Source organism: Bacillus sp. PK5-006, assembly GCF_054161415.1.
The window spans coordinates 2,309,050-2,334,789 of sequence record NZ_CP096414.1 but is presented as its reverse complement, the minus strand read 5'-3'; the positions used below and the strand labels follow the sequence as shown (position 1 = coordinate 2,334,789).

At 40.4% G+C, this 25,740-nt stretch carries 33 protein-coding genes; 26 read left to right on the top strand and 7 right to left on the bottom strand.

The features are described from left to right. The first annotated feature begins 45 nt into the window (after window positions 1-45). Entirely contained in the window at window positions 46-942 is an 897-nt protein-coding gene (locus M1D84_RS12085; protein ID WP_024424711.1) for a DMT family transporter, read from the top strand. 151 nt (window positions 943-1,093) lie between these two features. Here the strand turns inward: M1D84_RS12085 and M1D84_RS12080 are convergent, their stop codons facing one another. From M1D84_RS12080 to M1D84_RS12065, 4 genes are all read right to left on the bottom strand, one after another. Further along, entirely contained in the window at window positions 1,094-1,309 is a 216-nt protein-coding gene (locus M1D84_RS12080) for a hypothetical protein (protein WP_024424712.1), read from the bottom strand. Between the two features lie 258 nt (window positions 1,310-1,567). Then, window positions 1,568-2,845, bottom strand: coding sequence for an MFS transporter (locus M1D84_RS12075; protein ID WP_024426859.1), 1,278 nt, complete (start codon window positions 2,843-2,845; stop codon window positions 1,568-1,570). Between the two features lie 73 nt (window positions 2,846-2,918). Further along, entirely contained in the window at window positions 2,919-3,416 is a 498-nt protein-coding gene (locus M1D84_RS12070; protein WP_034623332.1) for a L,D-transpeptidase family protein, read from the bottom strand. A 156-nt stretch (window positions 3,417-3,572) separates the two neighbouring features. Further along, window positions 3,573-4,430 (bottom strand): metallophosphoesterase, encoded by an 858-nt coding sequence (locus M1D84_RS12065; protein WP_073204995.1) that lies wholly within the window; start codon window positions 4,428-4,430, stop codon window positions 3,573-3,575. Window positions 4,431-4,568: 138 nt separating this feature from the next. Here M1D84_RS12065 and fadH point away from each other — a divergent pair, with 138 nt between their 5' ends. The 15 genes from fadH to M1D84_RS11990 all read left to right on the top strand — a co-directional run bounded on the left by fadH (window position 4,569) and on the right by M1D84_RS11990 (window position 15,748). After that, the gene (gene fadH, locus M1D84_RS12060; protein ID WP_024426862.1) at window positions 4,569-5,333 is read left to right on the top strand and encodes a 2,4-dienoyl-CoA reductase; all 765 of its coding nucleotides are present in this window, start codon (window positions 4,569-4,571) and stop codon (window positions 5,331-5,333) included. 64 nt (window positions 5,334-5,397) lie between these two features. Continuing rightward, window positions 5,398-6,618: an EAL domain-containing protein gene (locus M1D84_RS12055; protein ID WP_024426863.1), complete on the top strand. Its 1,221-nt coding sequence runs from the start codon at window positions 5,398-5,400 to the stop codon at window positions 6,616-6,618. 389 nt (window positions 6,619-7,007) lie between these two features. Then, a complete protein-coding gene (locus tag M1D84_RS12050; protein ID WP_024424718.1) occupies window positions 7,008-7,904 on the top strand; it encodes a manganese catalase family protein in 897 nt (298 codons plus the stop codon). A gap of 184 nt (window positions 7,905-8,088) precedes the next feature. Next, window positions 8,089-8,331 carry a YkuJ family protein gene (locus M1D84_RS12045; protein WP_003212254.1) on the top strand — a complete coding sequence of 81 codons (243 nt, stop codon included), beginning with the start codon at window positions 8,089-8,091 and terminating at the stop codon, window positions 8,329-8,331. A 146-nt stretch (window positions 8,332-8,477) separates the two neighbouring features. Continuing rightward, entirely contained in the window at window positions 8,478-8,993 is a 516-nt protein-coding gene (locus M1D84_RS12040) for a ribonuclease H-like YkuK family protein (protein ID WP_024426864.1), read from the top strand. 149 nt (window positions 8,994-9,142) lie between these two features. After that, entirely contained in the window at window positions 9,143-9,334 is a 192-nt protein-coding gene (gene abbA / locus M1D84_RS12035; protein WP_003210802.1) for an antirepressor AbbA, read from the top strand. Between the two features lie 147 nt (window positions 9,335-9,481). Further along, window positions 9,482-9,925 carry a cyclic-di-AMP-binding protein CbpB gene (gene cbpB / locus M1D84_RS12030; protein ID WP_024424720.1) on the top strand — a complete coding sequence of 148 codons (444 nt, stop codon included), beginning with the start codon at window positions 9,482-9,484 and terminating at the stop codon, window positions 9,923-9,925. Window positions 9,926-10,021: 96 nt separating this feature from the next. Then, complete coding sequence (locus M1D84_RS12025) at window positions 10,022-10,903, top strand: LysR family transcriptional regulator (protein WP_024424721.1); 882 nt, start codon at window positions 10,022-10,024, stop codon at window positions 10,901-10,903. A gap of 75 nt (window positions 10,904-10,978) precedes the next feature. Further along, window positions 10,979-11,401: a DUF4275 family protein gene (locus tag M1D84_RS12020; protein ID WP_024426865.1), complete on the top strand. Its 423-nt coding sequence runs from the start codon at window positions 10,979-10,981 to the stop codon at window positions 11,399-11,401. Between the two features lie 186 nt (window positions 11,402-11,587). After that, window positions 11,588-12,064 carry a flavodoxin gene (locus M1D84_RS12015; protein WP_024426866.1) on the top strand — a complete coding sequence of 159 codons (477 nt, stop codon included), beginning with the start codon at window positions 11,588-11,590 and terminating at the stop codon, window positions 12,062-12,064. Beyond that, on the top strand, window positions 12,054-12,947 hold the full coding sequence (locus tag M1D84_RS12010) for a WD40/YVTN/BNR-like repeat-containing protein (RefSeq protein WP_103132186.1): 894 nt from the start codon (window positions 12,054-12,056) through the stop codon (window positions 12,945-12,947). Before M1D84_RS12015 ends, M1D84_RS12010 begins: the two co-directional genes overlap by 11 nt. A 49-nt stretch (window positions 12,948-12,996) precedes the next feature. Further along, window positions 12,997-13,422, top strand: a complete 426-nt coding sequence (locus M1D84_RS12005) for a flavodoxin (RefSeq protein WP_029706705.1) — start codon at window positions 12,997-12,999, stop codon at window positions 13,420-13,422. A gap of 109 nt (window positions 13,423-13,531) precedes the next feature. After that, a complete protein-coding gene (gene dapD / locus M1D84_RS12000; RefSeq protein WP_008347987.1) occupies window positions 13,532-14,242 on the top strand; it encodes a 2,3,4,5-tetrahydropyridine-2,6-dicarboxylate N-acetyltransferase in 711 nt (236 codons plus the stop codon). 82 nt (window positions 14,243-14,324) lie between these two features. Further along, on the top strand, window positions 14,325-15,455 hold the full coding sequence (locus tag M1D84_RS11995) for an N-acetyldiaminopimelate deacetylase (RefSeq protein ID WP_103132185.1): 1,131 nt from the start codon (window positions 14,325-14,327) through the stop codon (window positions 15,453-15,455). A gap of 50 nt (window positions 15,456-15,505) precedes the next feature. Further along, window positions 15,506-15,748 (top strand): YkuS family protein, encoded by a 243-nt coding sequence (locus M1D84_RS11990; protein ID WP_024424725.1) that lies wholly within the window; start codon window positions 15,506-15,508, stop codon window positions 15,746-15,748. Between the two features lie 22 nt (window positions 15,749-15,770). On the opposite strand, the gene M1D84_RS11985 is transcribed toward M1D84_RS11990, so the two are convergent. Then, the gene (locus M1D84_RS11985) at window positions 15,771-16,580 is read right to left on the bottom strand and encodes a mechanosensitive ion channel family protein (protein ID WP_024424726.1); all 810 of its coding nucleotides are present in this window, start codon (window positions 16,578-16,580) and stop codon (window positions 15,771-15,773) included. Between the two features lie 271 nt (window positions 16,581-16,851). Here M1D84_RS11985 and ahpA point away from each other — a divergent pair, with 271 nt between their 5' ends. The 3 genes from ahpA to rok all read left to right on the top strand — a co-directional run bounded on the left by ahpA (window position 16,852) and on the right by rok (window position 18,978). Further along, window positions 16,852-17,394, top strand: a complete 543-nt coding sequence (ahpA, locus tag M1D84_RS11980; protein WP_003211758.1) for a biofilm-specific peroxidase AhpA — start codon at window positions 16,852-16,854, stop codon at window positions 17,392-17,394. A gap of 82 nt (window positions 17,395-17,476) precedes the next feature. Continuing rightward, window positions 17,477-17,935, top strand: a complete 459-nt coding sequence (locus tag M1D84_RS11975) for a TlpA family protein disulfide reductase (protein ID WP_024424727.1) — start codon at window positions 17,477-17,479, stop codon at window positions 17,933-17,935. A gap of 470 nt (window positions 17,936-18,405) precedes the next feature. Further along, complete coding sequence (rok, locus tag M1D84_RS11970; RefSeq protein WP_024426871.1) at window positions 18,406-18,978, top strand: transcriptional regulator Rok; 573 nt, start codon at window positions 18,406-18,408, stop codon at window positions 18,976-18,978. Between the two features lie 48 nt (window positions 18,979-19,026). On the opposite strand, the gene M1D84_RS11965 is transcribed toward rok, so the two are convergent. Next, the gene (locus M1D84_RS11965; protein WP_024424729.1) at window positions 19,027-19,944 is read right to left on the bottom strand and encodes a coiled-coil domain-containing protein; all 918 of its coding nucleotides are present in this window, start codon (window positions 19,942-19,944) and stop codon (window positions 19,027-19,029) included. A gap of 85 nt (window positions 19,945-20,029) precedes the next feature. Here M1D84_RS11965 and M1D84_RS11960 point away from each other — a divergent pair, with 85 nt between their 5' ends. Genes M1D84_RS11960 through moaD form a run of 6 tightly spaced genes read left to right on the top strand, consistent with a single transcriptional unit; the run spans window position 20,030 to window position 24,165 of the window. Beyond that, window positions 20,030-20,611, top strand: a complete 582-nt coding sequence (locus M1D84_RS11960; protein ID WP_332284469.1) for a molybdenum cofactor guanylyltransferase — start codon at window positions 20,030-20,032, stop codon at window positions 20,609-20,611. A gap of 30 nt (window positions 20,612-20,641) precedes the next feature. Further along, the gene (locus M1D84_RS11955; protein WP_458106255.1) at window positions 20,642-21,658 is read left to right on the top strand and encodes a ThiF family adenylyltransferase; all 1,017 of its coding nucleotides are present in this window, start codon (window positions 20,642-20,644) and stop codon (window positions 21,656-21,658) included. A gap of 9 nt (window positions 21,659-21,667) precedes the next feature. Next, window positions 21,668-22,945 (top strand): molybdopterin molybdotransferase MoeA, encoded by a 1,278-nt coding sequence (locus tag M1D84_RS11950; protein ID WP_024424731.1) that lies wholly within the window; start codon window positions 21,668-21,670, stop codon window positions 22,943-22,945. Continuing rightward, complete coding sequence (gene mobB, locus M1D84_RS11945) at window positions 22,927-23,451, top strand: molybdopterin-guanine dinucleotide biosynthesis protein B (protein WP_024424784.1); 525 nt, start codon at window positions 22,927-22,929, stop codon at window positions 23,449-23,451. Before M1D84_RS11950 ends, mobB begins: the two co-directional genes overlap by 19 nt. Next, entirely contained in the window at window positions 23,448-23,939 is a 492-nt protein-coding gene (locus M1D84_RS11940; protein ID WP_024424732.1) for a molybdenum cofactor biosynthesis protein MoaE, read from the top strand. Before mobB ends, M1D84_RS11940 begins: the two co-directional genes overlap by 4 nt. Continuing rightward, on the top strand, window positions 23,932-24,165 hold the full coding sequence (moaD, locus tag M1D84_RS11935) for a molybdopterin converting factor subunit 1 (protein WP_024424733.1): 234 nt from the start codon (window positions 23,932-23,934) through the stop codon (window positions 24,163-24,165). Before M1D84_RS11940 ends, moaD begins: the two co-directional genes overlap by 8 nt. A 47-nt stretch (window positions 24,166-24,212) precedes the next feature. Here moaD and M1D84_RS11930 read toward each other — a convergent pair whose 3' ends face one another. Further along, on the bottom strand, window positions 24,213-24,590 hold the full coding sequence (locus tag M1D84_RS11930; protein ID WP_024424734.1) for a Rok-like winged helix domain-containing protein: 378 nt from the start codon (window positions 24,588-24,590) through the stop codon (window positions 24,213-24,215). A gap of 517 nt (window positions 24,591-25,107) precedes the next feature. On the opposite strand from M1D84_RS11930, the gene M1D84_RS11925 reads away from it, so the two are divergent. Beyond that, window positions 25,108-25,734, top strand: coding sequence for a YIP1 family protein (locus M1D84_RS11925; protein WP_024424735.1), 627 nt, complete (start codon window positions 25,108-25,110; stop codon window positions 25,732-25,734). The last annotated feature ends 6 nt before the right edge of the window (window positions 25,735-25,740 follow it).

The window sequence follows — 25,740 nt, the reverse complement described above, 5'->3', positions numbered from 1 at the left end:
ATCAACTATATTATCATGATTTGTTAAGAATTGAGGAGAATGAAAATGAATAGGAGAAAGGGCATTTTACTTGTACTCATAGGCGCCATCTGCTGGGGTGTAGGAGGAACGATTTCACAAAAATTGTTTCAGCAATATGGGATTGATGTCAATTGGCTTGTGACGGTCCGGCTGCTCATCTCAGGGGGATTGCTTTTATTTGTTCATGTGATGACAAAAGAAAAAACACATCTGATGGGTGTGTGGCAAAAGAAGAGGACAGCGATGCAAATCCTTCTATTTGGACTAATGGGGATGCTGGCTGTTCAATATACTTATATGGCATCCATTCAACATGGAAATGCTGCTGTGGCAACGCTGCTTCAGTATACAGCCCCTGTTATGATTATCGTGTATTTGGTCATTCGCAGGCAATCAACCTTCACTAGAAGAGATCTAGTCACAGTGGTATTGGCTTTAGCAGGTATGTTTTTCTTATTGACGAATGGTTCTATTTCAACATTAACCGTTCCATTTGCGGCAGTGATGTGGGGAATATTATCGGCTGTGGCGCTCTCGTTTTATACGTTATATCCAATCAGACTGTTAAAACAATTCGATTCTCTAGTGGTTGTCGGCTGGGCGATGCTGATAGGAGGAGGCGCCCTTAGCTTGATCCATCCTCCTTGGAAGGTTAATCTCACTCATTTACCTTTTGAAGCGTATGTCTATTTATTATTTGTGGTCATATTTGGAACGATGATCGCTTTTTGGTTTTACATAGAAAGTTTGCAATACTTATCACCAAAAGAGTCGAGCTTAATTGGAAGTGTTGAGCCCCTTGCAGCAGTCGTTACGACAGTTTTCTGGTTAAAAGAGCCATTCGGACTTTTCCAATGGATAGGGACAGCTTGTATTGTCTATATGATTTTATTCTTGGCATTGTATCAGCCGAAAAAATGAGAGGGATGGGTGTTGAACAATAGAAGGAACGATAAGAAGAGTTGACTGAATGAAATATAAATAAAGTGAACTATTAGTTCATGATAACTACCTATTTATTAAAATGGGTAGTTTCTCAAATGATATTTTTTATATGATGTAAGCAGATGAATTATTTTGTATGAATAGAATAAGCGCAATAAAAACAACCATTAAAGTCCGTTTCATTTGTCATTTGTTTGGCTTCGCCCATGGCGCTTTCCCCATTCATATGCATGCCAATCAATGTACGGCTTGCAGCATCACCTAAAAATGCACAATCTTCTGTATGTACAACAAACTGTCCCTGTTCATTCTTTGTATGAATAAAATAGTAACTTTTTAGCATTTCCTTCACCTCCAACCTGACTATCCTACTATAAAACGTTTAATGATGTAAAGGAATTTTATTGTGAAAAACAAGAAAAAATGGATCAACAAAACAAAACGAGAGGTGCTAAATGGATGGAGGGGGGAGTAAAGCGAGGTAAATGTGATTTATTTATGCATGCTTCAAGCAGATTCTATGGGCAGAGGAAATGAAATGAAGGATGTTTCAGCCATGCAAAAAGGACTTTCCTGAAAAGAAAGTCCTTTTGCTATTTACTTATTGAACTCCCTGACCCTTTAGTTCACGCTGCACGTCTAAGTCGGCAGCTTCTCTGCTGAACTTTGGCAGTGTAATGAAGTAAAAAAGGAAGACGAGTAAAATAATAAAGCCCATTCCGTAATAAATATAAGAAACATTTGTGATGAGTTTTGGAAATAATACAGCAATCAGACCTAATGTCATCGATTGAGCAAACATAGTAAGCGGATCAACCCATCCTGACACACGGCCCATCAGGCGTGGGTGGACGATTCTAGGCAGCCAGCCGCCAATGACAATGTTGACTGGGCCAATGCATGTACCAATGACAAATGATGTGACATAAAACAACCATAATGTATGGGTAGAACCAAGGACAAAAATCAAAATACCTGCGACCAGAATTGGAATCGACATGAGATATTGCATCTTTACCTTCTTAGCGAGGACAGAGCCCATTAAGCTTCCAACGAGCAATCCTGCACCGATCGCAATGGTAAAGAAGGATGTATGCAGCTCAAAATGGTCCGGTGAAAGTCCATATTTCATTGTAAACATCGGAAGAACGGCAAATGCGCCATTGACTAGACCGAAAACAAAAAAGCCAAAAATTAAAGAAGCCAATAATTTATTTTTTAAAATATACAGTATGCCTTCTTTAAAATCTTTCAGAGACGTTTTAATGGTCATGCCTCTCCAGCCAGCTTGTCCATTTGGCTGACGCGCTTCAATTGGAATGTTACATGAACGAATCAGGATGCCTGAAATAATAAAGCTGACTAAATCAATTGTAATGGCACCGTGAAGACCAATCGTTTTATACATAATGGCACCGAGTCCAACGCCAAATACCATAAATAAACTAAACAGCATTTGATTTAAGCCAGCGGCTTTTGCATATTGATCTTTATTTAAAATGGCCTGAACGAGAGAAGCTTCAGCTGGATAGAAGAATTTCGTAATGGCACTTCGAATAAACAAGATCAAGAAAATAAGTGGCAGTGAATTAAAATAAATAACGATGAATAATACAATCGTCAGCCCAGCTCGTATCCAATCACAATTCTCTGCGACTTTTTTACGATCAAACCGGTCTGCGACCACACCGACCATAAAAAAGACAAAGACAGTAGGAAGAGAATACATAAGCTCAGCCAATGTGGCGTATGCGGGCTGATGACTAAAATGGTCGAGCAAATAAAAGGCAAACGCCATATTGCCTACTGTTGTCCCCATTTGCGAAGCAAGTGCCGCAAAAAAGAGACGAACAAAATTTCTGTTTTTAAAAATATCCATAAATACGCTCCTTAACCTGAAGATCCCACTTTATATCATATAAAATTTTAACCATTCGTACAATTGATTTCATCTACTGGCTAATGGTCACAGGTGTTCCGTTTGGAACGAGTGAAGCAAGCTCGATGACATTCTGATTATACATGCGAATGCATCCTCTAGAAACAGCTTTACCAATTGAAGACGGGTTATTCGTACCGTGAATGCCGTAATGAATTTTTGAGAGGCTCAGCCAATAAGCGCCAAAGGGACCTCCTGGGTTTGGCTGTCTGTTGACAATATAATAAGAACCTGTCGGTGTCATATTTAAAATTTTCCCTGTTGCAATCGGATACGAACGAATAAGCTGTGATCCAGAAAACAAAACAAGACGTTTCGTTGAAATCGAAACAAAGATGCGGTAAGGGATCGTATTAGGATCCGGCAAACCAGGAATAATGATGACCTCATTTTGTTCGGGCTCGCGAGCTTGAAGTGACGGATTTGCAGCCTTTAAGGCATCTGTTGTTGTTCGAAAATCAAGTGCTATAGAAGCAAGGGTTTCCCCGCTTTTCACCGTGTATCGAAGCACCAAAGCACACTCCTTTTACTCAAATAAAAGAAGCCGTGATGCCGTCGCTTGACATACTATATGGACGGAATCAGGCCCCGTAAGGTTTCTCCTAACATTTGTCATGAGAAAGATCTTTGATTATACATATGCAGGAGAGGGCAGTTTGGCTTCTATTTATACGCGAGATGTCAAGGTAAAAAAGGTTAACTCGGGTTTGGCTAAAAACCGAAGCGGCAGCCGCGTTGTTCCAAGTCCACGGTTGACATAGATTCGGTGCTGATCGCTGCCGTATATACCTTCTACATATGTACGGCCGTAAGGTGCTGTGAGAATCGGTCCATAGAAAGGCAGCTGCACTTGACCGCCATGCGTATGCCCGGAAAGCTGCAAGTTAATAGGTGTGGTTTTCAGCTCTAATGCGGCATCAGGCTCATGGACGAGCAGTAATGTAAATAAATCAGTTGATACTTCCCGTTTGATCAAATCGTAATCAGGCACGCTCATCATGAGATCATCCAGTGAAGCAATCTGAATATGCGCATGATCTTTTTCTAATAGAAACACATCATTTTTACATAAAGTAAATCCACAAGCCTCCATTGTTTTCTCATAAAGCTCCACGCCAAATGGTCCGTAGTCATGATTTCCGTAGATGGCAAGCTTACCGAACGGAGCATGAAGCTTATTCAAATAAGCCTTCGCTTTTTCATGCTCTTCAGAGGATGCTTGAAAATCAACGAGATCACCTGTGAACACAATGAGATCTGGAGATGCAGCATTGATTTTCTGGACGATGGCTTCTAGATTCTTCGCAGCGAATGTATCACTCAAATGAACGTCACTAAATTGGGCTATTTTAAACTGGTCAAATGAAGCTGGAAGCTGAGCATCTTGAATGGTCAGTGACACGGTATCGATCATGCGCGGCTCAATGTACCTGGCATATCCATATCCACAACTTGTAGCCAAAAAACCGAGAATACTCGCACCAGCTGCTCCTTTTAAAAATTGTCTGCGGGAAAGCTGCTTCATATAAGACTCCTTTATAAATAAAATTAAGTATAGCATCATATTTGGATAATCTCCCATATGGTGCACCGAGGGTCAATCATGATATGATAGACAACAATGAATGAATAGTCATTCAAATGACACAGAGGGGGAGAACAAATGACGAAACAAACAGTGATTGTCACAGGGGGATCAAGCGGTATGGGGAAGGCGATGGCTGCTCATTTGGCAGCTGAAGGCTGGAATGTCGTGATTACTGGTAGAACGGAAGAGACGCTGGAAAAAACGGCAAAAGAAATGAAGCAGAAGGGCGGATCGGTTGCTTATTTCCAAATGGATGTACGAAACCCAGAGGATGCTGACCAAATGGTTAAGTTTGCAGTGGATACATTTGGTGATGTCGATGCCCTCATTAACAACGCAGCAGGAAACTTTTTAGTGCCAGCAGAAAAACTGTCTCCTAACGGCTGGAAGGCTGTCATTGATATTGTGTTAAATGGTACATTTTTTTGCAGCCATGCAGTGGGGAATTACTGGATTCGTCAAAAGAAAAGGGGAAGTATGATTAACATGGTGGCCACCTATGCATGGGGTGCTGGTGTAGGCGTGGCGCATTCGGCGGCAGCAAAGGCCGGTGTGTTGTCTCTCACTCGAACGCTTGCTGTGGAATGGGGGAAGCAATATCGAATTCGCGTCAATGCGATCGCACCAGGTCCAATTGAGAGAACAGGCGGTGCAGATAAACTATGGGAATCTGAAGAGGCAGCGCAAAGAACATTAGATAGTGTTCCTCTTGGCAGACTGGGCACACCTGAGGAAATTGCAGCGCTTGCGAGCTTTTTATTGTCTGAGCATGCGTCTTATATAAATGGAGATTGTATCACGATGGATGGGGGACAATGGCTCAACCAATCACCATTTTGATTGACGATGTAAGACCTGCTTTTGATGTGGTATAATCACACAAAGAGAGAAGCAGGTGATGAAAATGGTCGATCCATTGGATATTTTAACGAATATTGAAGATGTTTTCCCGCACTATCAAGCAATATTCAGTGCGGAAGAGCAAAAAGTGATAGGCTATGAGATTCTAGGAAGAATGAAGCTTGAGTCAGAAACGGTCAGCCTAGGCTCCTTCTTTACGGATTCATCTATTCCTGACGAATATAAATTGGAAGTAGATCACAAAGTATTGACTCAAGCACTTGATCTCTTCACAACTGCAGATGACGATTTGCTCATTTTTATTAATCATGATGCCAATATCCTCATGCTGGATCATGGAGAAAGCTTTTTAGAACTTTTAAAGGAATATGAAGCACGGGGCATTCAGCTTAACCGGTTTGTTATTGAGTTTGCAGAGCATACGTTTAGCGGCGACATTGAACAGCTATACCATACGTTAACGTATTATCGTACATATGGGATTAAAATCGCCGTCTCAAATATAGGAAAAGAAAGCAGTAATCTGGACCGGATTGCCTTGCTTTCACCCGATTTATTAAAAATAGATTTACAGGCATTAAAGGCATCGGCTCCATCTCCTTCCTATGAATATGTCTTGTACAGCATTTCATTGCTTGCAAGAAAAATAGGAGCAGCCTTAATTTATGAGGATATTGAAGCAAATTTCCAGCTGCAGTATGCTTGGAGAAATGGCGGGAGATATTTTCAAGGGTTCTATCTTCATGAGCCTGCAGGAGAATTAATCGACCGAAGCCACCGAAAAGATCAGCTTAGAGAAGAATTCCAGCAATTTATTGCCCATGAGAAAAAGAAGCTGCAAGCGGTCTACGAACATTCTGAAACATTCTATAAACGAATTCATCAAGCTGTTACGACTTTAAAGAAATCGTGCAGCACAAATGATGAGCTCATTCAAAAGCTGGCACTCGAACTAACAGATTGCAGCTTCCGAATTTATATGTGTAATGAAGAAGGCTTTCAAATCACTGGAAATGTGTTCAAAAAAGAAGAAGAATGGCTGTTTCAGCCGGAGTATATCGAAAAAAACTGGAGCTGGCGTCCTTATTTCCTAGCAAATATTCTTCAAATGAGAATTAGCGGAAAAGGATTTTTCAGCGATATTTACAGTGATTTAGAAACCGGTGAGAGGATACGTACGTTTTCTTATCCTTTAGAGGGAGATATGTATTTGTTTATAGACCTTCCGTATGCTTATTTATATGAGCAAGATGGATTAATTTGAAGACGCGGCGTGAAGACAAACCCTCGTATTCATTGTCAGTCCTATGTGCCAGTGCTCATGAATGTATAATTCGCTCCGCTCCTCCGGTACTCGACCTTCCTAGACTTCAAAAGTTTTCTATCAAAAAAAGGCAGCCTTGAAGGCTGCTTTTTTTGATAGAAAAAAGAAATAAAAAATGGTTGACAATGAAACTGATAATCATTATCATTTAGTTATAGAGAGAAGCTACTCTCTGTTCCCCAACCCCTCTATCAGATCAAGATCCAAAAAACTTGGCGCTACCCCCGCCAAGTTTTTTTTGTGCTTCAATCTTTCCCTTCATGCATAGGACAGCCCAAACCTTCCATACATCTTAAGTGATGATAGTTAGACGGTAGGAGGGAAACATCATGATCAAACGTGACACGCGGCTGCTCATTGATTTGCCAAGGCCAGATCACCCAGATGCAAATGGTGCCGCTGCTGTGCAAGAATTACTCGGCGGAAAATTCGGTGAAATGTCCACATTAAATAATTACATGTTTCAATCCTTTAACTTTAGAGGAAAACGAAAACTTAAACCGTTTTATGACCTCGTATCCAGTATTACGGCTGAAGAATTCGGTCATGTTGAGCTTGTAACCACAGCCATCAATCTCATGATTACAGGAACCACCCATGGCGGGGACCCAGATACGACGCCGATGAAGGCAGCTGTCGATAAACGAAATACACAGCATTTTATTCAAACAGCCCAAACAGGCTATCCGTTTGATTCAATGGCAAAACCTTGGACCGGAGAGAATGTGTTCTCAAGCGGCAACCTCATTCTTGATCTTCTCCATAATTTCTTTCTTGAATGCGGAGCACGTACGCACAAAATGCGCGTATATGAAATGACGGACCATCCTACAGCAAGAGAGATGATCGGTTATTTACTTGTCAGGGGCGGCGTGCATATTGTGGCATATGCAAAGGCACTTGAAGTCGCTACAGGAGTAGATGTGGGGAAGATGCTGCCAATCCCAAACCTCGACAACAAATACTTTGACTCAGCGAGAAAATTTGAAGATCAGAATGTTCATACAAAGCTGTATACATTTAGTGATACGGATTACAAGGATATTAATAAAATTTGGAAAGGGAGCCATCCGATTGATGGAAAGCCGCTGACAGTCATTGAGGGCACCCCGCAAGGTGCACCTGTGCCAGATTATAGAGAATTACCGGAAGAGTTTGCTCCAGGCATTTCAAAAGAGGATTTTGATGAAATTGCGAAACGGCTGATGAGATCTGCTGGGTTATAAAAATCATGGTGCATGAGATGAGAAAAAAGACCCAAACTAAAAAAACAGATTCTTTTTCTTTTTTTGAATTCAAGAGGAAAAATATCATCTGAGAACACTTTATGGTATGATGCTTTGTAGGACTTGTGTATAATCAATACGGGTTCATCTTGAGTTGTTTTTTTGAAAGGAGTCTTTTTTTAGAATGTCACAATTAATGGGTATCATTACAAGGCTGCAAAGTCTTCAAGAGACAGCAGAAGCTGCAAACGAGCCGGCACAGCGTTATTTCGAAGTGAACGGTGAGAAAATCTGTAGTGTTAAGTATTTCGAAAAGAATCAAACGTTTGAATTGACTGTTTTTCAACAAGGGGATAAGCCAAATACTTTCCCATTTGACAACATTGATATGATTTCGATTGAGATTTTTGAGCTTCTACAATCCTAAGCTGAATCGTATGAAATGTTTTTTCTGAGGATTCCTTCGTTTATTGCGGCAGCATACATGGATCATCATAGATGATATGTACAAATGGAAGATGATCAATCAGCGCATTTTTCGGATAAGAGACCATTAAAAAGGAGTTCCTTTCTGTGAGTGATTCTTTTTTCTACAATCTTTCTGAAGATCATTTAGCGTTTTCTGATGTCGTCATGAGAATGAAAGACTTTATTCGAAAAGACCCTAGATCCGCCTATGTGTTATCAATTGGTACGGACTCTCAGGTCAATCAAAATGTCACAACATTTATGACTGCAATTCATCTCCACCGGATTGGCAAAGGAGCATGGGGCTGTCTCACACAACAAGTGATCGAGAGGCCTGTGCAAAGTCTTAGAGAAAAAATTTCATTAGAGACAGCGTTTAGCCAAAAGGTATGTGCAGACATCCTTGAGGGGCCTTTAACAGAACTGATGGATTTGCTTCTTCCGTTTGCTGAGGAAGGGGCAGACCTTCGTTTTGAAGCCCATCTGGATATTGGCAAAAAAGGAAGTACGAAAGAGCTGATTCAGGAAATGACCGGAATGATCACAGCTATGGGAATTGAAGCAAAAATAAAACCCGACTCATATGCAGCATTTTGCTATGCCAATCGATACACAAAATAAATTCCGTCATTTTTCTCCAAACCTTGTCGAAACGTGCGGTTGACGATTCGATTCTAGTTCCTTATTCTAGCTGTATAGAGAGGAAGCAGACATTCAAAAGCCTGCTAATCAATATAAAAGCATATATGAAACAGGGGGCCTGATGTTGAATGAGCGTCATCGAAAATCGTTTTAATGAAGAAGAGAAAAAGCTATTATTAAACGTATTGCTGAATCAGGAATATGCTGTCGAATTACTAAGCAGTGAGATCAATGATATAGAATGTGGAACAAAAAATGTCGACGACAATACGTATAAGCAATTGATCACATTGTATGACAGAGTAAGGTTTGAGAATTAATATTGGTTTAACATTCTATTAGATACTCGGGGGCTGAGTATCTTTTTTATGCAGAAAAAAATCTTTCGACAAAATTCGTTTTAGTTTATGCTTAATCGTAATGGGGAATGTATGATTGATGATTGAGAGAAAAGGGGTCGAAGAAACATGATAGAGATAGAACCGACTCAATTGCTTGAGTCCACAGTAGCCGAGCATATGATTGATGCAGATAAAGTCGCACATGTTCAAATTGGAAATAACCTTGAGCATGCCCTATTGGTTCTAACAAAAACAGGATATACAGCTATACCGGTATTAGACGCTTCTTATCATTTACACGGGTTAATTGGAACGAATATGATTATGGATAAAATCTTCGGTTTAGAACGAATCGAATTCGAGAAGCTCGATCAGTTGAAGGTTGAAGAAGTCATGCTGAAGGATATTCCGAGACTTAAAACAACAGATCCTGTACTAAAAGGCGTTCACGCAGTGACGAATAATGGATTTGTTTGTGTAGAAAATGAGGAGCAGGTCTTTGAAGGCATTTTTACTCGACGAGTTGTATTAAAGCGCTTAAATGAGGTCATTCATTCCGCAAAAAAATGAGCTGCAGCCCAGCTTATTTTTTTTGCCTTCATAAGTTAAAATTTATATAATGAGCATATAAAATAAGAAAAACTTATAGAGAGAAAGGGGACGCCCATGCAGCTTCAGGAATTACATATGCTTGTTGTGCTAAGTGAAGAATTGAATATGAGAAAGGCTTCAGAGCGGCTCTTTGTCTCTCAGCCTGCATTATCTCAAAGATTGCAGACGATCGAAAAGGAATGGGGAACCAAAATCTTTTTTCGTTCACAAAAGGGGCTGACTGTGACCTCGGCAGGTGAACAGATTATTCAATTTGCAAAAGAGGTGACGGTTGAACAGGATCGAGTGAGAGAGCGAATTGATGAACTTGAGGGTGATATTCACGGTACACTCAAACTTGCGGTGGCGTCGATTATTGGACAGCACTGGCTGCCAAAGGTGTTAAAACGGTATGTTGAAAAATATCCAAATGCCAAAGTATCACTCGTTACTGGCTGGAGCAGTGAAATGCTCAAAAGCTTGTATGAAGACCACGTGCACATAGGAATCATTCGCGGTAACCCTGATTGGAAGGGGACAAAGGAATACTTGATGACAGATCATTTATATTTAGTCGATTCCGTGATCAAGGACGTAGATGAATTAATCAAGACAGAGCGGCCATTTATCCAATTTAAAAGCGACAGCACGTATTATCAGGAAATCCAGCACTGGTGGCACCAAAAGTTTAAAGTGTCTCCAAAGCAGACGATTTTAGTAGACCAAATTGAAACATGTAAACAAATGGCCTACCACGGCATCGGTTACGCCATTTTGCCTTCTGTTACCTTATATGACCACGAAAAAAGTGTTTATAAAACACCGCTTGTTGATGTGAACGGAGAGCAAATCGGCCGTGACACATGGCTGCTAGGCTATGAAGCGTCTTTTCAGTTAAAACAGGTGCAAGCTTTTGTCGGTGTGGTTAAAGAAATGCTTGAGAATGATGCCGTGTAAGTACCTTCTTGGAAGAAAGAAGGTGCTTTTTTTAAGACCTTCGACTTCATACACTATTGAGGAGCGATTTCACAAATGAGAAACAAACAGTTGATCAAAATCAACAAACCGAAATGGGGACATGATTTACGCGCGAGATGGCGTGAACGTTTTGCTCGTCATCTGTCAATCAAGGAACAAAAAGAGGCGGCAATAGATGACTTTCTATGGCATTTATGCAGCTCAGGAATGGTTACATGCCTTGAAAAAGATGAAGCGATTGACGCATTTCTTAAACAACCAAAGTACAAATGTACTGTTTTTTATCAATTTGTGAACGAGGCGTATCTGTTTGAAAATGCCAGCTCACTTTCAATTAATGATTTACCATATCAATCTAATGATATGGATTATAACGATATGTATGTGATGGATTGGAATGAAAAATGGACATTTGTGATGACGCATGAAACGGACTATGGTCCATATTTTATTCAAATAGATAAAACGAGCGAATGATCAAGCCATGATCCTTTCGACATAAAAAAAACCCGCCTTCCAGTTGGAATGAGCGGGTTTTTTATTTGGTTATGCTGATCTTGATCAATGTCTTTTCATAAAACATTTGACAATGAAAATCATTATCATTTAAAGTGTACATATAATAATTGAAAATGATTATCATTTAGATGAGGTGACCGATAGATGAAAGCACTAATTGCATTTGCGAGTATGTCTGGAAATACGGAAGATATGGCAGCGATCTTAAAGCAAACACTTGAAGGAAAAGGGATCGATACAGAAATGATGGAATTTGATGATACGAATGCAGAAGACCTTTCCTCATACGATTACGTATTCATTGGTTCTTATACATGGGGTGATGGAGATTTGCCTTATGAAGCAGAGGATTTTTATGAAGAGGTCTCTACTCTTGAACTTAGCCACATCAAAGCAGCTGTCTTTGGATCGGGTGATTACAGCTATCCGAAGTTTTGCGAGGCTGTCCATACATTCCATGACATGCTGAAATCAACGGGTGCATCTGTTTTTCCTGAAACATTAAAAATGGAGCTTGCACCGGATACAGATGAAGATGTGGCGTGCTGTCAGGAATTTGCTGCGAGCTTTTTAACGTGGGCTGCTTTATCTGAGAAACGAGTTGAAAATCATGTTTCATAAAGGAGCAACAGCCGTTGCAGCATCTAAAAGCGGTGGATACTTTGTTGCTGTAAAACGTGAAGGTATTTTTCACTATAGTGTGGAGAGCGGATGGCAGCAGCTGTTTAAGCTCAAGCATAAAATCCATGCGATCAGCTATATTGGCCCTTATTTATTCGGTGTTGGTGAAAATGGTACAGTGATTAGATCAGGAGATGAAGGCAGTACATGGGCGTTATCTTCATTCCCAACAAATGCAGTCGTTTGGTCTATTACAGGACGCAAAGATGGATTTGTGTGTGCGCATGGAAAACATAGTATCTATGTGTCAAATGATTTCGGAATTTCCTGGGAAATTATGAAGCCATTTGCTCATGTGAATCATCCGCCGGTCATTCGTTCTTTATGTGCTACAGGTGACCATCTTTATATTGGAACACAGATTCATGAGGTTCACGGAGGAATATGGGTGTATGACTTGCAAAGTGAACAGATTTTTCTTCTAAACAGAGAGGAGCACCGAATGACGGCTTCTATGCTGCTCTGTCATGAACATCTTCTTGTTTGTGCATTAGGTTCAAAAAAAGGCAAAAAAGGATCTGTTCAAATTTTAGATTTACATACAAATATTCTGCATGATATTCAATCACAGGCCTTTGCTAGAGAAGAATCATTTTTGGATGTGTCAGAGGATAATGGCATTGTGTATGTGACCACCTCACAAGACGAACACGGATTTTCTAAAGTGTATCAGCTTGATATTGAGCAAAAAGAGCTCAAATGGTTTGATACGATCAAAGGACATGGTTTTCGTGTAGCCAATCAAAACGAAAACTTTTTCTGTGCGGGTTTATATGAAAGTAAGTTTGTCAGGCCATATGAGGAGCCTGCATTGATTCATTGATAAGGAGGAAGAAAAAGTGACAGAAAAGGTTTTATTGGTATATGCCACGATGTCTGGAAATACAGAAGCGATGGCAGATTTAATTGAAAAAGGTATAACGGAAGCAGGAGCCAGCGTAGACCGGCATGAAGCGATGGATATTGATGCCGAGCTGCTCAATGATTACTCGCACATTATGTTAGGTGCGTATACATGGGGAGATGGCGATCTTCCGGATGATTTTATTGATTTATATGAAGAAATGGAAGAGCTTGATTTAACGGGAAAAGCATTTGCAGTATTTGGTTCTGGCGATACATCTTATGAACATTTTTGCGGAGCTGTTGACCTAATTGAAGAAAAAGTGAAGGAGCTTGGCGGTGACATTGTCCTGCCCTCAGTTAAGATTGAGCTGAATCCAGAAGGGGAGGAAGAAGACGAATTAATTTCTTTTGGCAGACAATTTGTTCAGCTTCACCAGCAAGAAGCGGGATAATCGGTCCCGCTTGTTTTATTTTCCATTGCGGAGATGACTCTTTCACTTGTCATTAAAACACTCCTTTGGTACAGTAATGAAGTATAAATTAAGAGGAGGACATACATACATGAAACAAATGGACGCTAATGAAATTATTTCATTTATTCAAAATAGTACAAAATCAACACCTGTCAAAGTCTATATCAAAGGTGACTTAGAAGGTATTGAGTTTGGTGAACATGCAAAAACATTCATCACAGGAAACACTGGAGTTGTTTTCGGTGAGTGGAGCGAAATTCAAGAAGCACTAGCATCTAACAAAGATAAAATTGAAGATGTTGTCGTGGAAAATGACCGCCGCAATTCTGCAATTCCGATGTTAGATTTGAAAAACATTAAAGCCCGTATTGAGCCAGGGGCAATCATTCGTGACCAAGTTGAAATCGGTGATAATGCAGTCATTATGATGGGTGCTTCTATTAATATCGGTTCTGTGATCGGCGAAGGTACGATGATTGACATGAACGTGGTGCTTGGCGGCCGTGCGACAGTAGGTAAGAACTGTCATATCGGTGCTGGATCTGTTCTTGCAGGTGTCATTGAGCCGCCGTCTGCTAAACCAGTTGTTGTAGAAGATGACGTTGTCATCGGTGCTAACGCTGTTGTTCTAGAAGGCGTGACAATTGGTAAAGGTGCAGTAGTAGCTGCTGGTGCAATCGTTGTAAACGATGTAGAGCCTTACACAGTTGTAGCAGGTACACCTGCTAAGAAAATCAAAGACATTGATGAGAAAACAAAAGGTAAGACTGAAATCAAACAAGAACTGCGTCAGCTTTAATTCATATAATTCGCAGCTGAAGACAAAGACGTGGATGAAATATCCACGTCTTATTCGTATAGAAGAAAGGAAGTGAGTTCACTTGTTAAATCGTGAGCAATTAATATCCATTCGAAGAGATTTACACCAAATCCCTGAGCTTGGTTTCCAAGAATTTAAAACACAAGCGTATCTCATTCAGCACCTTAATACCTATTCAAAAGATCGAGTTGAGATTGAAACGTGGCGCACTGGGCTTTTTGTGAAAGTGAAGGGAACAAATCCAACGCGCGTATTTGCTTATCGTGCAGATATGGACGGTCTGTCTATTCCTGAGGAAACAGGGTATCCATTTGAATCTGTGCATGAAGGAAAGATGCATGCATGTGGACATGACCTTCATATGACCATTGCACTTGGTATCATTGATCATTTCGTCCATGAACCGATCAAAGAAGACGTATTATTTATCTTCCAGCCGGCAGAAGAAGGTCCAGGCGGAGCTGAACCGATGCTTGCAAGTGATGTATTGAAAAAATGGACACCAGACTTTATTACAGCGCTGCATATCGCTCCTGAATATCCTGTTGGAACAATTGCTACGAAGCCTGGTTTGTTATTTGCCAATACGAGTGAGCTTGTAATTGAGCTTGAAGGAAAAGGCGGACATGCTGCATATCCTCATTTAGCAAATGATATGGTTGTTGCTGCAAGTGCACTTGTAGGTCAGCTGCAATCGGTCATTTCGCGTAATGTCGATCCCCTTGATAGTGCGGTCATTACAGTCGGCACGATTACCGGTGGAACGGCTCAAAATATTATTGCGCAGCATGCAAAGCTTGACGGTACCATTCGCACATTATCTCCAGAGTCTATGGACAAGGTGAGAAAGAGAATTGAAGCATTGGCAAAAGGCATTGAAATTGGCTACGAATGCAAGGCAACCGTTCGATACCCTTCATCTTATTACGAAGTGGACAATTCAAAGGATTTGACTGAGGAATTTATGTCATATGTAGCCGAAGAAGGGCTAGCAAATGTGATTGAATGCAGAGAAGCCATGACAGGAGAAGATTTTGGGTACATGCTGAAAAAGTATCCCGGCTTCATGTTTTGGTTAGGGGTCGATTCAGAATACGGCCTGCACCATGCAAAGCTGCAGCCTGCTGAAAACGCAATTGAAACAGCTGTGAAAGTCATGACGGCTTATTTTAAAAAGCAAGCTGGCGAATGAATAATCGAGATGCCTCCTGTACACCTTATGAACAGGAGGTGTTCTTGATTATGACAAGAATTGGTGTAGAACAATCTTTATCCGATGTAGAAGAATTATTGAAGCAAAAAGGGTATGATGTCGTACGTATTCAAAATGAACAGCAAATGGATCAGTGTGACTGTTATGTCGTCACAGGACTAGATTCAAATGTTCTTGGCATTTCAGACACAACAACAAAGGCATCTGTTATTACAGCATCAGGTATGACGGCTGATGAAATTTGTCAAGAAGTAGAACAGCGTGTTCAATAAAACAAGAAAAAGAACCGGTAGATTATGATCCCGGTTCTTTTTGCTCTTTTTCTATATCGAGTACTTCTTTCATTTTTTTGCGCAAGATTCGTTCCACTCGCCATTGCTCCATTGTTTCAGTTTTCGCTATGATGCGCAGCACAAGGGAAGAAGAACCGAACGCCTCTACGCCGACAACTTGAGGACCTTCGATAATTTGCGGAGTTTCCTCTCGCACCTCATCACAGGCAGCTTGAAGGGCTGTGATCATCTGATCCACATTTTCATCCGGTGACAGCTCAATATCAACGAGTGCCTGCATCGTTCCTCTTGAATGATTGCTCACATTCAGTATGCTGCGATTTGGAATGAAATGAAGGGTACCGTCAAAGCTTCGAAGCTGCGTGGTTCTTAGGCCAATTTGTTCGACAATCCCATCAAAGCCAGCGACCGTTATATATTCTCCTACATCAAATTGTTTTTCCAATAATATAAAGAATCCGGTCACAATATCACTCACTAACCCTTGAGCGCCAAAACCGATCGCAAGTCCCACAACGCCCGCACCTGCCAGCAAAGCGGTCGGGTTATAATGAAATAAGTCGAGGATCATCACAACTAGAATAAAAATCAATAAGTAGGCGAAAATATTTAACGTCAAACTTTGCAGTGTCTGAGCTCTTGATAAAGAGACTTCATGCTTTTCAGCGAATGTTGAATAGGCGCGCTTAATCATCTTGTTTCCTATGGCTCTGATGATAAAGTAAATGGCAAAAATGGCGACTAGTTTTAGCAAAATCATACTGCTATTGAGGATAATGGAAACCCAATCTACTTGTTGAAATGCTCTCATAATCTTCAAAACCTTTCTATGTATGCTCTAAAAGAGAAGCTAATCATTTGTTCCCTTATGCAAGTCATGTTAAACTTTTGATAAGTAGAGCAGGAATTGTGACAAATCGTTAATTAAATTTATTATTAATTAATATTGACTAAAAATCGCATAAGTAGTATAATTGTAATTGTGAAGTTATTAACTAAATGAGAATTTTAAGTTTTGATTCTCATTTTATATACAGCTAAGAAGACTGTATAAAGATATTATTTTTTGGAGGGATTTACATATGGCAGAGCGTTTTGTAGGAAAACAAGCTCCACGTTTTGAAATGGAAGCAGTACTTGCTAACAAGGAATTTGGTAAAGTAAGTTTAGAGGAAAACATGAAGAATGACAAATGGACAGTTCTTTTCTTCTATCCAATGGATTTCACATTTGTTTGCCCAACTGAAATTACAGCAATGAGCGATCGTTATGACGAGTTCGAAGATTTAGATGCAGAAATCATTGGTGTATCTACTGATACAATCCACACGCATCTTGCTTGGATCAATACAGACCGTAAAGATAATGGTCTAGGTGAATTAAAATACCCGTTAGCTGCTGATACTAACCACACAGTATCTAGAGAATACGGCGTTTTAATCGAAGAAGAAGGAATTGCTCTTCGCGGTTTATTCATCATTAACCCAGAAGGCGAACTACAATACCAAACAGTATTCCACAACAATATCGGTCGTGATGTAGATGAGACATTACGTGTTCTTCAAGCATTACAAACTGGTGGACTTTGCCCAGCGAACTGGAAACCTGGTCAAAAAACACTTTAATTGATAACTGAAGAAACAGGAGGGTCTAACTGATGTTAGACCTTTTTGTTTCGACACATACAATGGATGGAGGCGCTTCATAATGAAATTACGTCAACCAATGCCAGAACTAACTGGTGCAAAAGAATGGTTAAATGGAGAAGTAACAAAAGAAGATTTGATTGGTGACAAACCAACATTGATTCATTTCTGGTCAGTCAGCTGTCATCTTTGTAAAGAGGCAATGCCTCAAGTCAATCAATTCCGTGATGAATACAAGGATCAACTAAACGTTGTGGCAGTTCATATGCCTCGTTCAGAGGATGACCTAGATCTAGAAAAAATCAAAGAAGTTGCGAAAGAGCATGAAATCACGCAGCCAATCTTTGTGGACAGTGATCATCACTTAACAGAAGCCTTTGAAAACGAATATGTACCGGCATATTATGTGTTTGATAAAACAGGTGCTTTGCGCCACTTCCAAGCCGGCGGAAGCGGAATGAAAATGCTTGAAAAACGTGTCAATCGAGTGCTTTCTGAGTCTGAAAAGGCTGCAGAATAAGCTTTCCCCCATAAATGGGGGTTTTTTCATGGGTAAAAACAGGCGGCGTATTGCACTGGACGAGTTTGTTATTCCTAAGAAAAGAGAAAATGAGGGAGTTTATTAAAAAATATCCCTGAAACAAAAAGGTATAACGACCTATTTACATTTTTGTTTTGAAATGAAAATGTAAAGATTTTAACTTTTTACTATTCAGAACGTTTTTGCACAAAAGAAATTTCAGTTAGGTAAATAACTATATAAATCAAGTAGTATAAGCGTTTATTCAATTTTTTTACAATATTTTAAGGTTTGTCAAAAGCCTATAGTGGCAATGAAATGGGTGCCGATTTTTCCTCTTTGGCAAAATTTTAGTTGAAAATACCTATCTGTTAGCAAACTGTAAAATGATAAAAAAATAGTTGATAAAATTAGTTTTCTAATCTAATATTTACTATAGAATATTTTTTATATGATGAGGGGGAAATCCATTGTTTAATGAGAGGGAAGCGTTACGTTTACGATTGGAACAATTAAACGAGGCAGAAGTAAAGGTCATCCGTGAATATCAAATTGAGCGAGATGCGATTTATGCAAAATTAAGAGAATTAGACCGTCAAGGAACAGGTCTAGTGTCAGATACAAAAAAAGAAGTACGTACAGAGAGAAAGACGGATTCACTGCCTGTATTAGCTGAGCTTGCTGCGCAAGAAATGAGAAGCTACCAGCAGCCGGCACAACCACAATCATCATCTTTAGGAACAGGACAGCTAAACGGTGCACCTGTAGGTATTCCTGAAGGATCGACAAGACGCAGAAGAGGCACAGCTCGTCCTGGCTCTAAGGCAGCGAAGCTTCGTGAAGCTGCGATTAAAACGTTAAAACGTCATAATGCAGCGATTAAAAGCTCAGAACTTCAAAAAGAGATCGAAAAAGAGAGCGGTCTTGAAATCCCAAATATGACAACGTTTATGCAAAGCTTAATTAAAATGTATCCTGAAGTGAAGAAGCCTTATCGTGGACAGTATATTTTAGAAGGCGACATTCAAACAGAAGACGAATAAAATAAAAAACTGCTGGGCGTAAAAGCCAGCAGTTTTTTATTTCGAGAATTACTTCTTTTGATCAACTGTATAGACAATTTTGCGTTCCTTGGGCAGGTGATCACGCTGTTTTTTGAAGCTGTCGATTTTGACTGTCATGACCTCTCCATTACGCTGCACTGCATCAACGTGTTCCTGAAGTGTTTGAACTTGTTCGTTGAGTTTCTTCAAGATCGGTTCGATTTCTTCTGTCGTTTGCAGGATGCGGTCTCGTGAGAATGGCTGTGCATTTGTTTTTGCTGACTGGTCAATATCAGCAAAATGTGAGGCGATCCATTCTTCGCTTTCTGCTAACTGTTTTTGATAGCTTGTGAGCGTTTCGTAAAAAATCGCTTCTTTTGCTTTTTCTATTTGCAGCAATTTCTCTTGTGTTTCATAAAAACGCTCTTGAAGGTGTCTGACTCCTTCCTGTAATACATGAAACTCTGCATTTTTATCGCTCAATGTTTGCTGCAGCTTCTCAATCACTGCGGATAAAGTATTTCCTTTTTTCTCCTCTTTTGCAAGCTGTTTATCTTGATCCTCTATCCGCTCATTTAATTGTTGAGAGATTTCCTTATATTTGACAACTTTCAAATGCAGCTTGTGTTTTTCTTCGGTTTCTTTTCTTCTATGATAGGTTTCCTTTTGCAGCATCTCATGGAGAAGGACAATTTTATGTAATAATTCTGATTTGCTGTAGGAGAGTTCCTGTATTTTTGAGGCAGCATCGTGTTGATCATTGGTCATTTCATCCAATTGTTGTTTTAATTGCGTGAAATCCTTTTTCATCTCATGATATTCTTGAGTTAACTTCTTATTTTTAGAATACGTATATGAGGACTGTAAATCAGAGATCATTTGTTGATATTTGGCAGTTTCAGCTTTTAAGTATAAATTCTCTTGAGATAAATCATGGAATAGGGGAGAAGAATGGCGCCTGTTCATCGATAGACCCTCCTTATTCATGTTACCAATAAAGTATGCGAAAGGAGTGCGATTAGAACAACCATATCAAAGGAGGACTTAGAGGATGCACGTAGTGAATGTCATTTTAGCTGGAGGCGCTTCCAGACGCTTTGGAGAGCCAAAGGCAAGTCATATGTATCAAGGGAAACCATTATATGAGCATGTGAAAGAGCAGCTTTTAGAAGGGCAGACGGTTATCATCAGCCATCCGTCGCTTCTTCCTTTTTTCAAAGCAAGAGGTGAACAAAGTGTGTGGTTAGATGATGAAGAGGTGCGCGGATGCGGACCGCTTGCCGGCATATATACGGCGATGCAAAAGCAAGAGGCAGAATGGTATTTAGTAACGGCATGTGATATGCCTTTCATCCGGAAGGAAACGGCGGAAGTATTATCGTCCTATTTCAGCGAGCACACAGATGCCATTATCCCGCTTGTTCAGGGCAGATTACAGCCTTTGTTTGCGCTTTATCACCGCCGCTCTCTGCCGTTTATTCGCGCGTGTTTAAAAGAGAATCAATTTGCCGTCAAGGACTTGCTTCAAAAGCTTCAAGTGTGCATCGTTTCAGAGGAAGAACTGAACGTGACATCAAACGAATTTCGTAATATCAATAAAAGAAGCGATTTACCTGAAAACGGTATGATATGATACATAAAAAACGGTGAGGAGAGAACAGCATTGAATGACCGATATTCAAGACAAATCTTGTTCCCTCCGGTTGGGGAAAAAGGACAGCATGCGTTGGCTGAAAGTCATGTTCTGATCGTTGGAGCCGGTGCTCTTGGTACCGCCTCTGCGGAAGGGCTTGTTCGGTCTGGCATTGGTACGCTTACGATTGTCGATCGTGATTATGTGGAATTTTCAAATTTACAGCGGCAGCAGCTGTACACGGAACATGATGCAAACGCACATGTGCCAAAAGCAGCAGCGGCAAAAAAACGTCTCGAGCAGATCAATCATGAAGTGACGATACACGCCCTGATTGAAGATGCAGGGGCGGAGCTGTTAAGGCCGTTATTCCAGAGAGCAGATATCGTTATTGATGCAACAGATAATTTTGAGACAAGAATGGTGATGAATGATTTATCACTAGAAACGAAGACGCCGTGGATATATGGCGCTTGTGTGAGCAGTCAGGGGATGTATATGACCATATTGCCGGATAAAACGCCATGTTTATCATGTGTGTTCACGGCAATGCCTGTTGGCGGCTTGACGTGCGATACAGCGGGGATTATTTCACCTGCCGTTCAAATGGTTTCTGCTTATCAGCAAACAGAGGCACTCAAATATTTAACAGGTCATGAAGAGCAAATCGAGCGGAAATTTGTCACGTTTGATCTTTGGCAGTCTACATCATTTAAAATGGATTTATCTCGCACTAAAGAGAAGACCTGTCCAACTTGCGGCACGGCAAGGACCTATCCTTATTTACATGATCAGCGTAAAAAATCGACGGTCCTTTGCGGACGTGACACCGTTCAAATTGTATCAAAGGATTTAGCAAAACTATCATTTCAGCATATGAAAGAGCGGCTCTCATCTATATGTGAGGTGGAAGTAAACGACTTCTTAATCCATGTACGCTACGAAAACTACCGAATGGTCTGTTTCAAACGGGGACGTGCATTAATCCATGGAACAAATGATGAAAAAGAAGCCAATTCATTACTAGCAAGACTGCTAGGGATATAGGAGTGATGTGTGATGGAAAGACGGCAGCCAATACCAGTAGAAGAGGCAATAAAGAAAGTCCATCAATACGAAAAACATGGAGAAATAGAATGGGTCCCTTTAAAAGACAGCCTTGGACGGTGTATTGCAGAAGATATTTTGGCAGACCATGATGTTCCGGCATTTGATCGTTCTCCGTATGATGGCTTTGCACTTCGGGCAGAAGATACAAAAGAAGCGTCAAGTGCGCATCCAGTTGAATTCGAGGTCATTGATCATATTGGTGCAGGAATGGTCTCAGCAAAAACCATCGGTCCCTTTCAGGCCATTCGTATTATGACAGGAGCAAAAATTCCAAATGGCGCAAATGTCGTCATCATGATTGAACTGACGAAGACTTTTGAAAAAGGCGGCAAATCAATCATGTCACTGAACAGACCGCTGAAAAAGGGAGACAATATTTCTCGTCAAGGAGAAGAAGTACTTAAAGGAAACGTGATGGTCAAAAAAGGAACAGATGTCACTCCTGGCGTCACGGCTCTATTGGCGACATTCGGATATGCGGTAGTGCCAGTAGTAAAAAAACCGTTGATTGGCATTATCTCAACGGGCACAGAGCTTCTTCAAGTAAGTGATGCCATGGTGGACGGCAAGATTAGAAATAGTAATCTTAGTATGGTCTATGCGCAAGTACTTGAGGCCGGAGCTGAGCCGCTTGATTTAGGCGGAGTCTCCGATGATTTTGACAAAAGTTATCATGCAGTAAAAGCAGCTATGAGTAAGGTAGACATTCTGATCACAACAGGCGGTGTGTCAGTGGGTGATTTTGACTTTCTGCCTGCTATTTATGAAAAGCTGGGAGCCAAGGTCCTGTTTAATAAAGTAGCCATGAGACCTGGAAGTGTGACGACTGTGGCTGCAATGCCGAATGGTCAATTGCTGTTTGGGCTGTCCGGAAACCCTGCTGCCTGTTTTGTGGGCTTTGAATTATTTGTGAAACCGATCATTTATAAATGGTATAGGAAAGAAAATCCGTTTTCCACTTTTGCTGAGGCGAAACTCACACATGATTTTCCAAAAGCCAATCCGTTCACTCGTTTTGTCAGGGCGGCCCTTCAATTCACTGGCAGTCAGATCAGTGTGACTCCAACAGGTCTTGATAAATCAAGTGCAGTGACCTCTATTGCAGAGGCTGACTGTTTCATCGTGCTGCCTGGGGGAACAAGAGGTTTTCAAGCAGGTGATCAAGTTGATGTTCTGCTGTTTCAGCACAAAGGCGGTGGGTCTCCATGCTGGATGACAAATTAAGCATATTACAGGTGGTCGGTTATCAAAATAGCGGCAAGACCACGTTGATCGAAAAGCTCTGTCAGTTGGCTGAATGTGAAGGGCTGAAGCTAGGCTGCTTTAAACATCATGGACATGGCGGGACACCAGATCGTCTTTTCAAAGAAAAAGATACTGATCGATATATTCAGGCAGGTGCATATGCCGCAGGTGTGGAAGGAGAAGGTGAATTTCACTTTTCGATGCAGGACTTCACGTTAGAGCAGCTGCTCAACATGTGTCAGCATCTTCCGTTAGACGCTGTTCTCATAGAGGGGTACAAACAGGCGCCTTATCGCAAAATCGTTTGTGTCAAGAATGAAGAGGAGCTTATTGACCTTTCAACTCTTTCTAATATACAAGCAGCTATTTATTTTTCTCAAGAGGATCCATTAACCGAAAATTACCCGTTTCCTGTGTTTTCAGCTTTTGATAAGCGCGGGATGACATTTGCTTTTCACTTATTGAAGGGAGGCGGCACGTTTTGAGCGAACTTTTTAAAATAACAAAAACGCCGATTGAGGTAAACGAATTGATTCAGTATGTGACAAGACGAAAGGCAGGAGCTATTACAACGTTTATCGGGACGGTCAGAGAATGGACAAACGGCAAGAAAACATTGCGTTTAACCTACGAAGCATACATACCAATGGCGGAAAACATGCTAAGGCAGATTGGACAAGAAATGAAGAATCGGTGGCCTGACACTGAAGCTGCGATTGTGCACCGGATTGGAACACTTGAGATAACCGATATTGCTGTTGCGATCGCCGTTTCGTCTCCTCATAGGAAGGCTGCCTACGAAGCCAATGAATATGCTATTGAACGAATCAAGGAAATCGTTCCTATTTGGAAAAAAGAATATTGGGAAGATGGAGAGGCCTGGATAGGTGATCAGCTTGAAACGGTTTCATATCCAGAAGGTAAACCTAGCCATCTTCAACTTGCAGAAAAAGAAGGTGATCAGCATGATTAATGTGTTATTGTTCGCCGGCCTTGCTGAGAAGGCCGGTAAACAACAAATCATCATTCAAAAAGATCAAACAACGGTTGATGAGATTAAAATAGAATTACAGGAGGTATATGGTGTTGATGCTGCACAAAATGTAATGGTTGCAGTCAACGAAATATATACGAGGGGAAATGCTGAAGTGCGTAGCGGGGACACTGTTGCACTTATTCCTCCTGTAAGTGGTGGATAATAGATATTAGAGGATTTGGTTATGGCCACCCGGCTGTAACCAATTTTTTATGTGTGAAAAGTTTGTAGAGGTGCTTGGGTGTGATCTTCGTAAATAAAACATCCCCTTCTTGCTTTAGAAATGTGAGGATCGAGCTGCTGAATGAGATCATACAATTCGCTGATTCGTCTCACATTGAAATCTGTTTGAGCTTGAAGCTGTTCCTTTAATTCTTTTGTGCTCACAATGCTTCCCTTTTTCTCTTTAATAATATCTACACATCTTGCAGCGTAGTATATTTTGTCGTTAGAAGGTCTGCTTTCTTTCATATCAAGTAATTTGAGCTCATGATAAATCGATTCTCTTTCCTTTCGAAAGTATTGCCATGCTTCTTGTTCCTTTTCATACAGTAAAATCAATTGCATTTTCAATTTTTCTCTTAACATTCACTTGACTCCATTTCCACTATCATTTAACCTACCTCTATTTTACATTATATGAAAAAATAACTTTTGATCAAGTAAAATCCCTTTATTTTTAATTTTTTAATATGAAAGTATTGATACTAAAGACTTATTTGTTCTGTAAAAGAAACCATTCATAGTCCTATAAAGCCGGGATTTGCCGAAATTACTAGGATTATTTTAACAAAAAATTGTTGTGTCTATGTAAGACTATGCGAATCCAAAAGAAAAGGATATTTATTCCGAAAGACATATTGTTTACTTAATAAAATGTTTTTAAGTCAGTAAAAGCACGATTCTGGATATGAATATGGTCGGATCATGAGGTCATTTGAAGGATTTCATTCGTGAAAATAGAATAATAGATAAAATTTTTTCTCAACGAAAATAAGAAAATTAAATGATCGATCACTTATTGGCAATCTTTTGATAAAATAGAAAGAAAAAGAGCGTCATTGTGCGTTTGCATACTTGCTTGACATAGAGAGGATGACATTTGATGAAAGAAAACATGCAAAAACCTACGATCATTGGAGTGAGCACAAGACCATCAGAGCACCTGATTAGAGTATGGGAACATCCAGTTGTTTGGTGGCCTTTATCTTGTGTGCTTATTTTAACAGTCGTTGTGACTTATTTGTCTGAGCTCGTAAATAAGGGAATGTGGGCAGATTTAAGTTTGCCGGTACCTGTTGTTTATGTGGTGACGCTCATTGGCCTGGTATTTGGCATTGTCATCAATGCAGCTATATATAAGTTCATCGTATTTTTAGCGAAAGGTGATGCATCATTTCGGCAGCTGTTTTCAGCGGTCCTGTTCATTACGCCCGTGACGATCATTGGAACGATTATTTCTCATTTGGCAGTCATCCTTTTTCATGTTCCAAAAGACATCACGGTTACCTCGTTAAACGCGCTCATTCGAATTTCTGGTCCATGGCAGGCGGTGTTAGCCAATATCGATCTTTTTGTGATCTGGAATCTTGTTTTAACAGGTTTTTTATTCATCCGAGTTGGGCGTATATCACCGAGAATTTCTTGGGTGATTATAGGCGTTTTTTATATCTTATCGTTAATTTTTCAATATATAGGAACAGCAATTAACATATCAGTAAGCTGGGGGTAGAAGGTT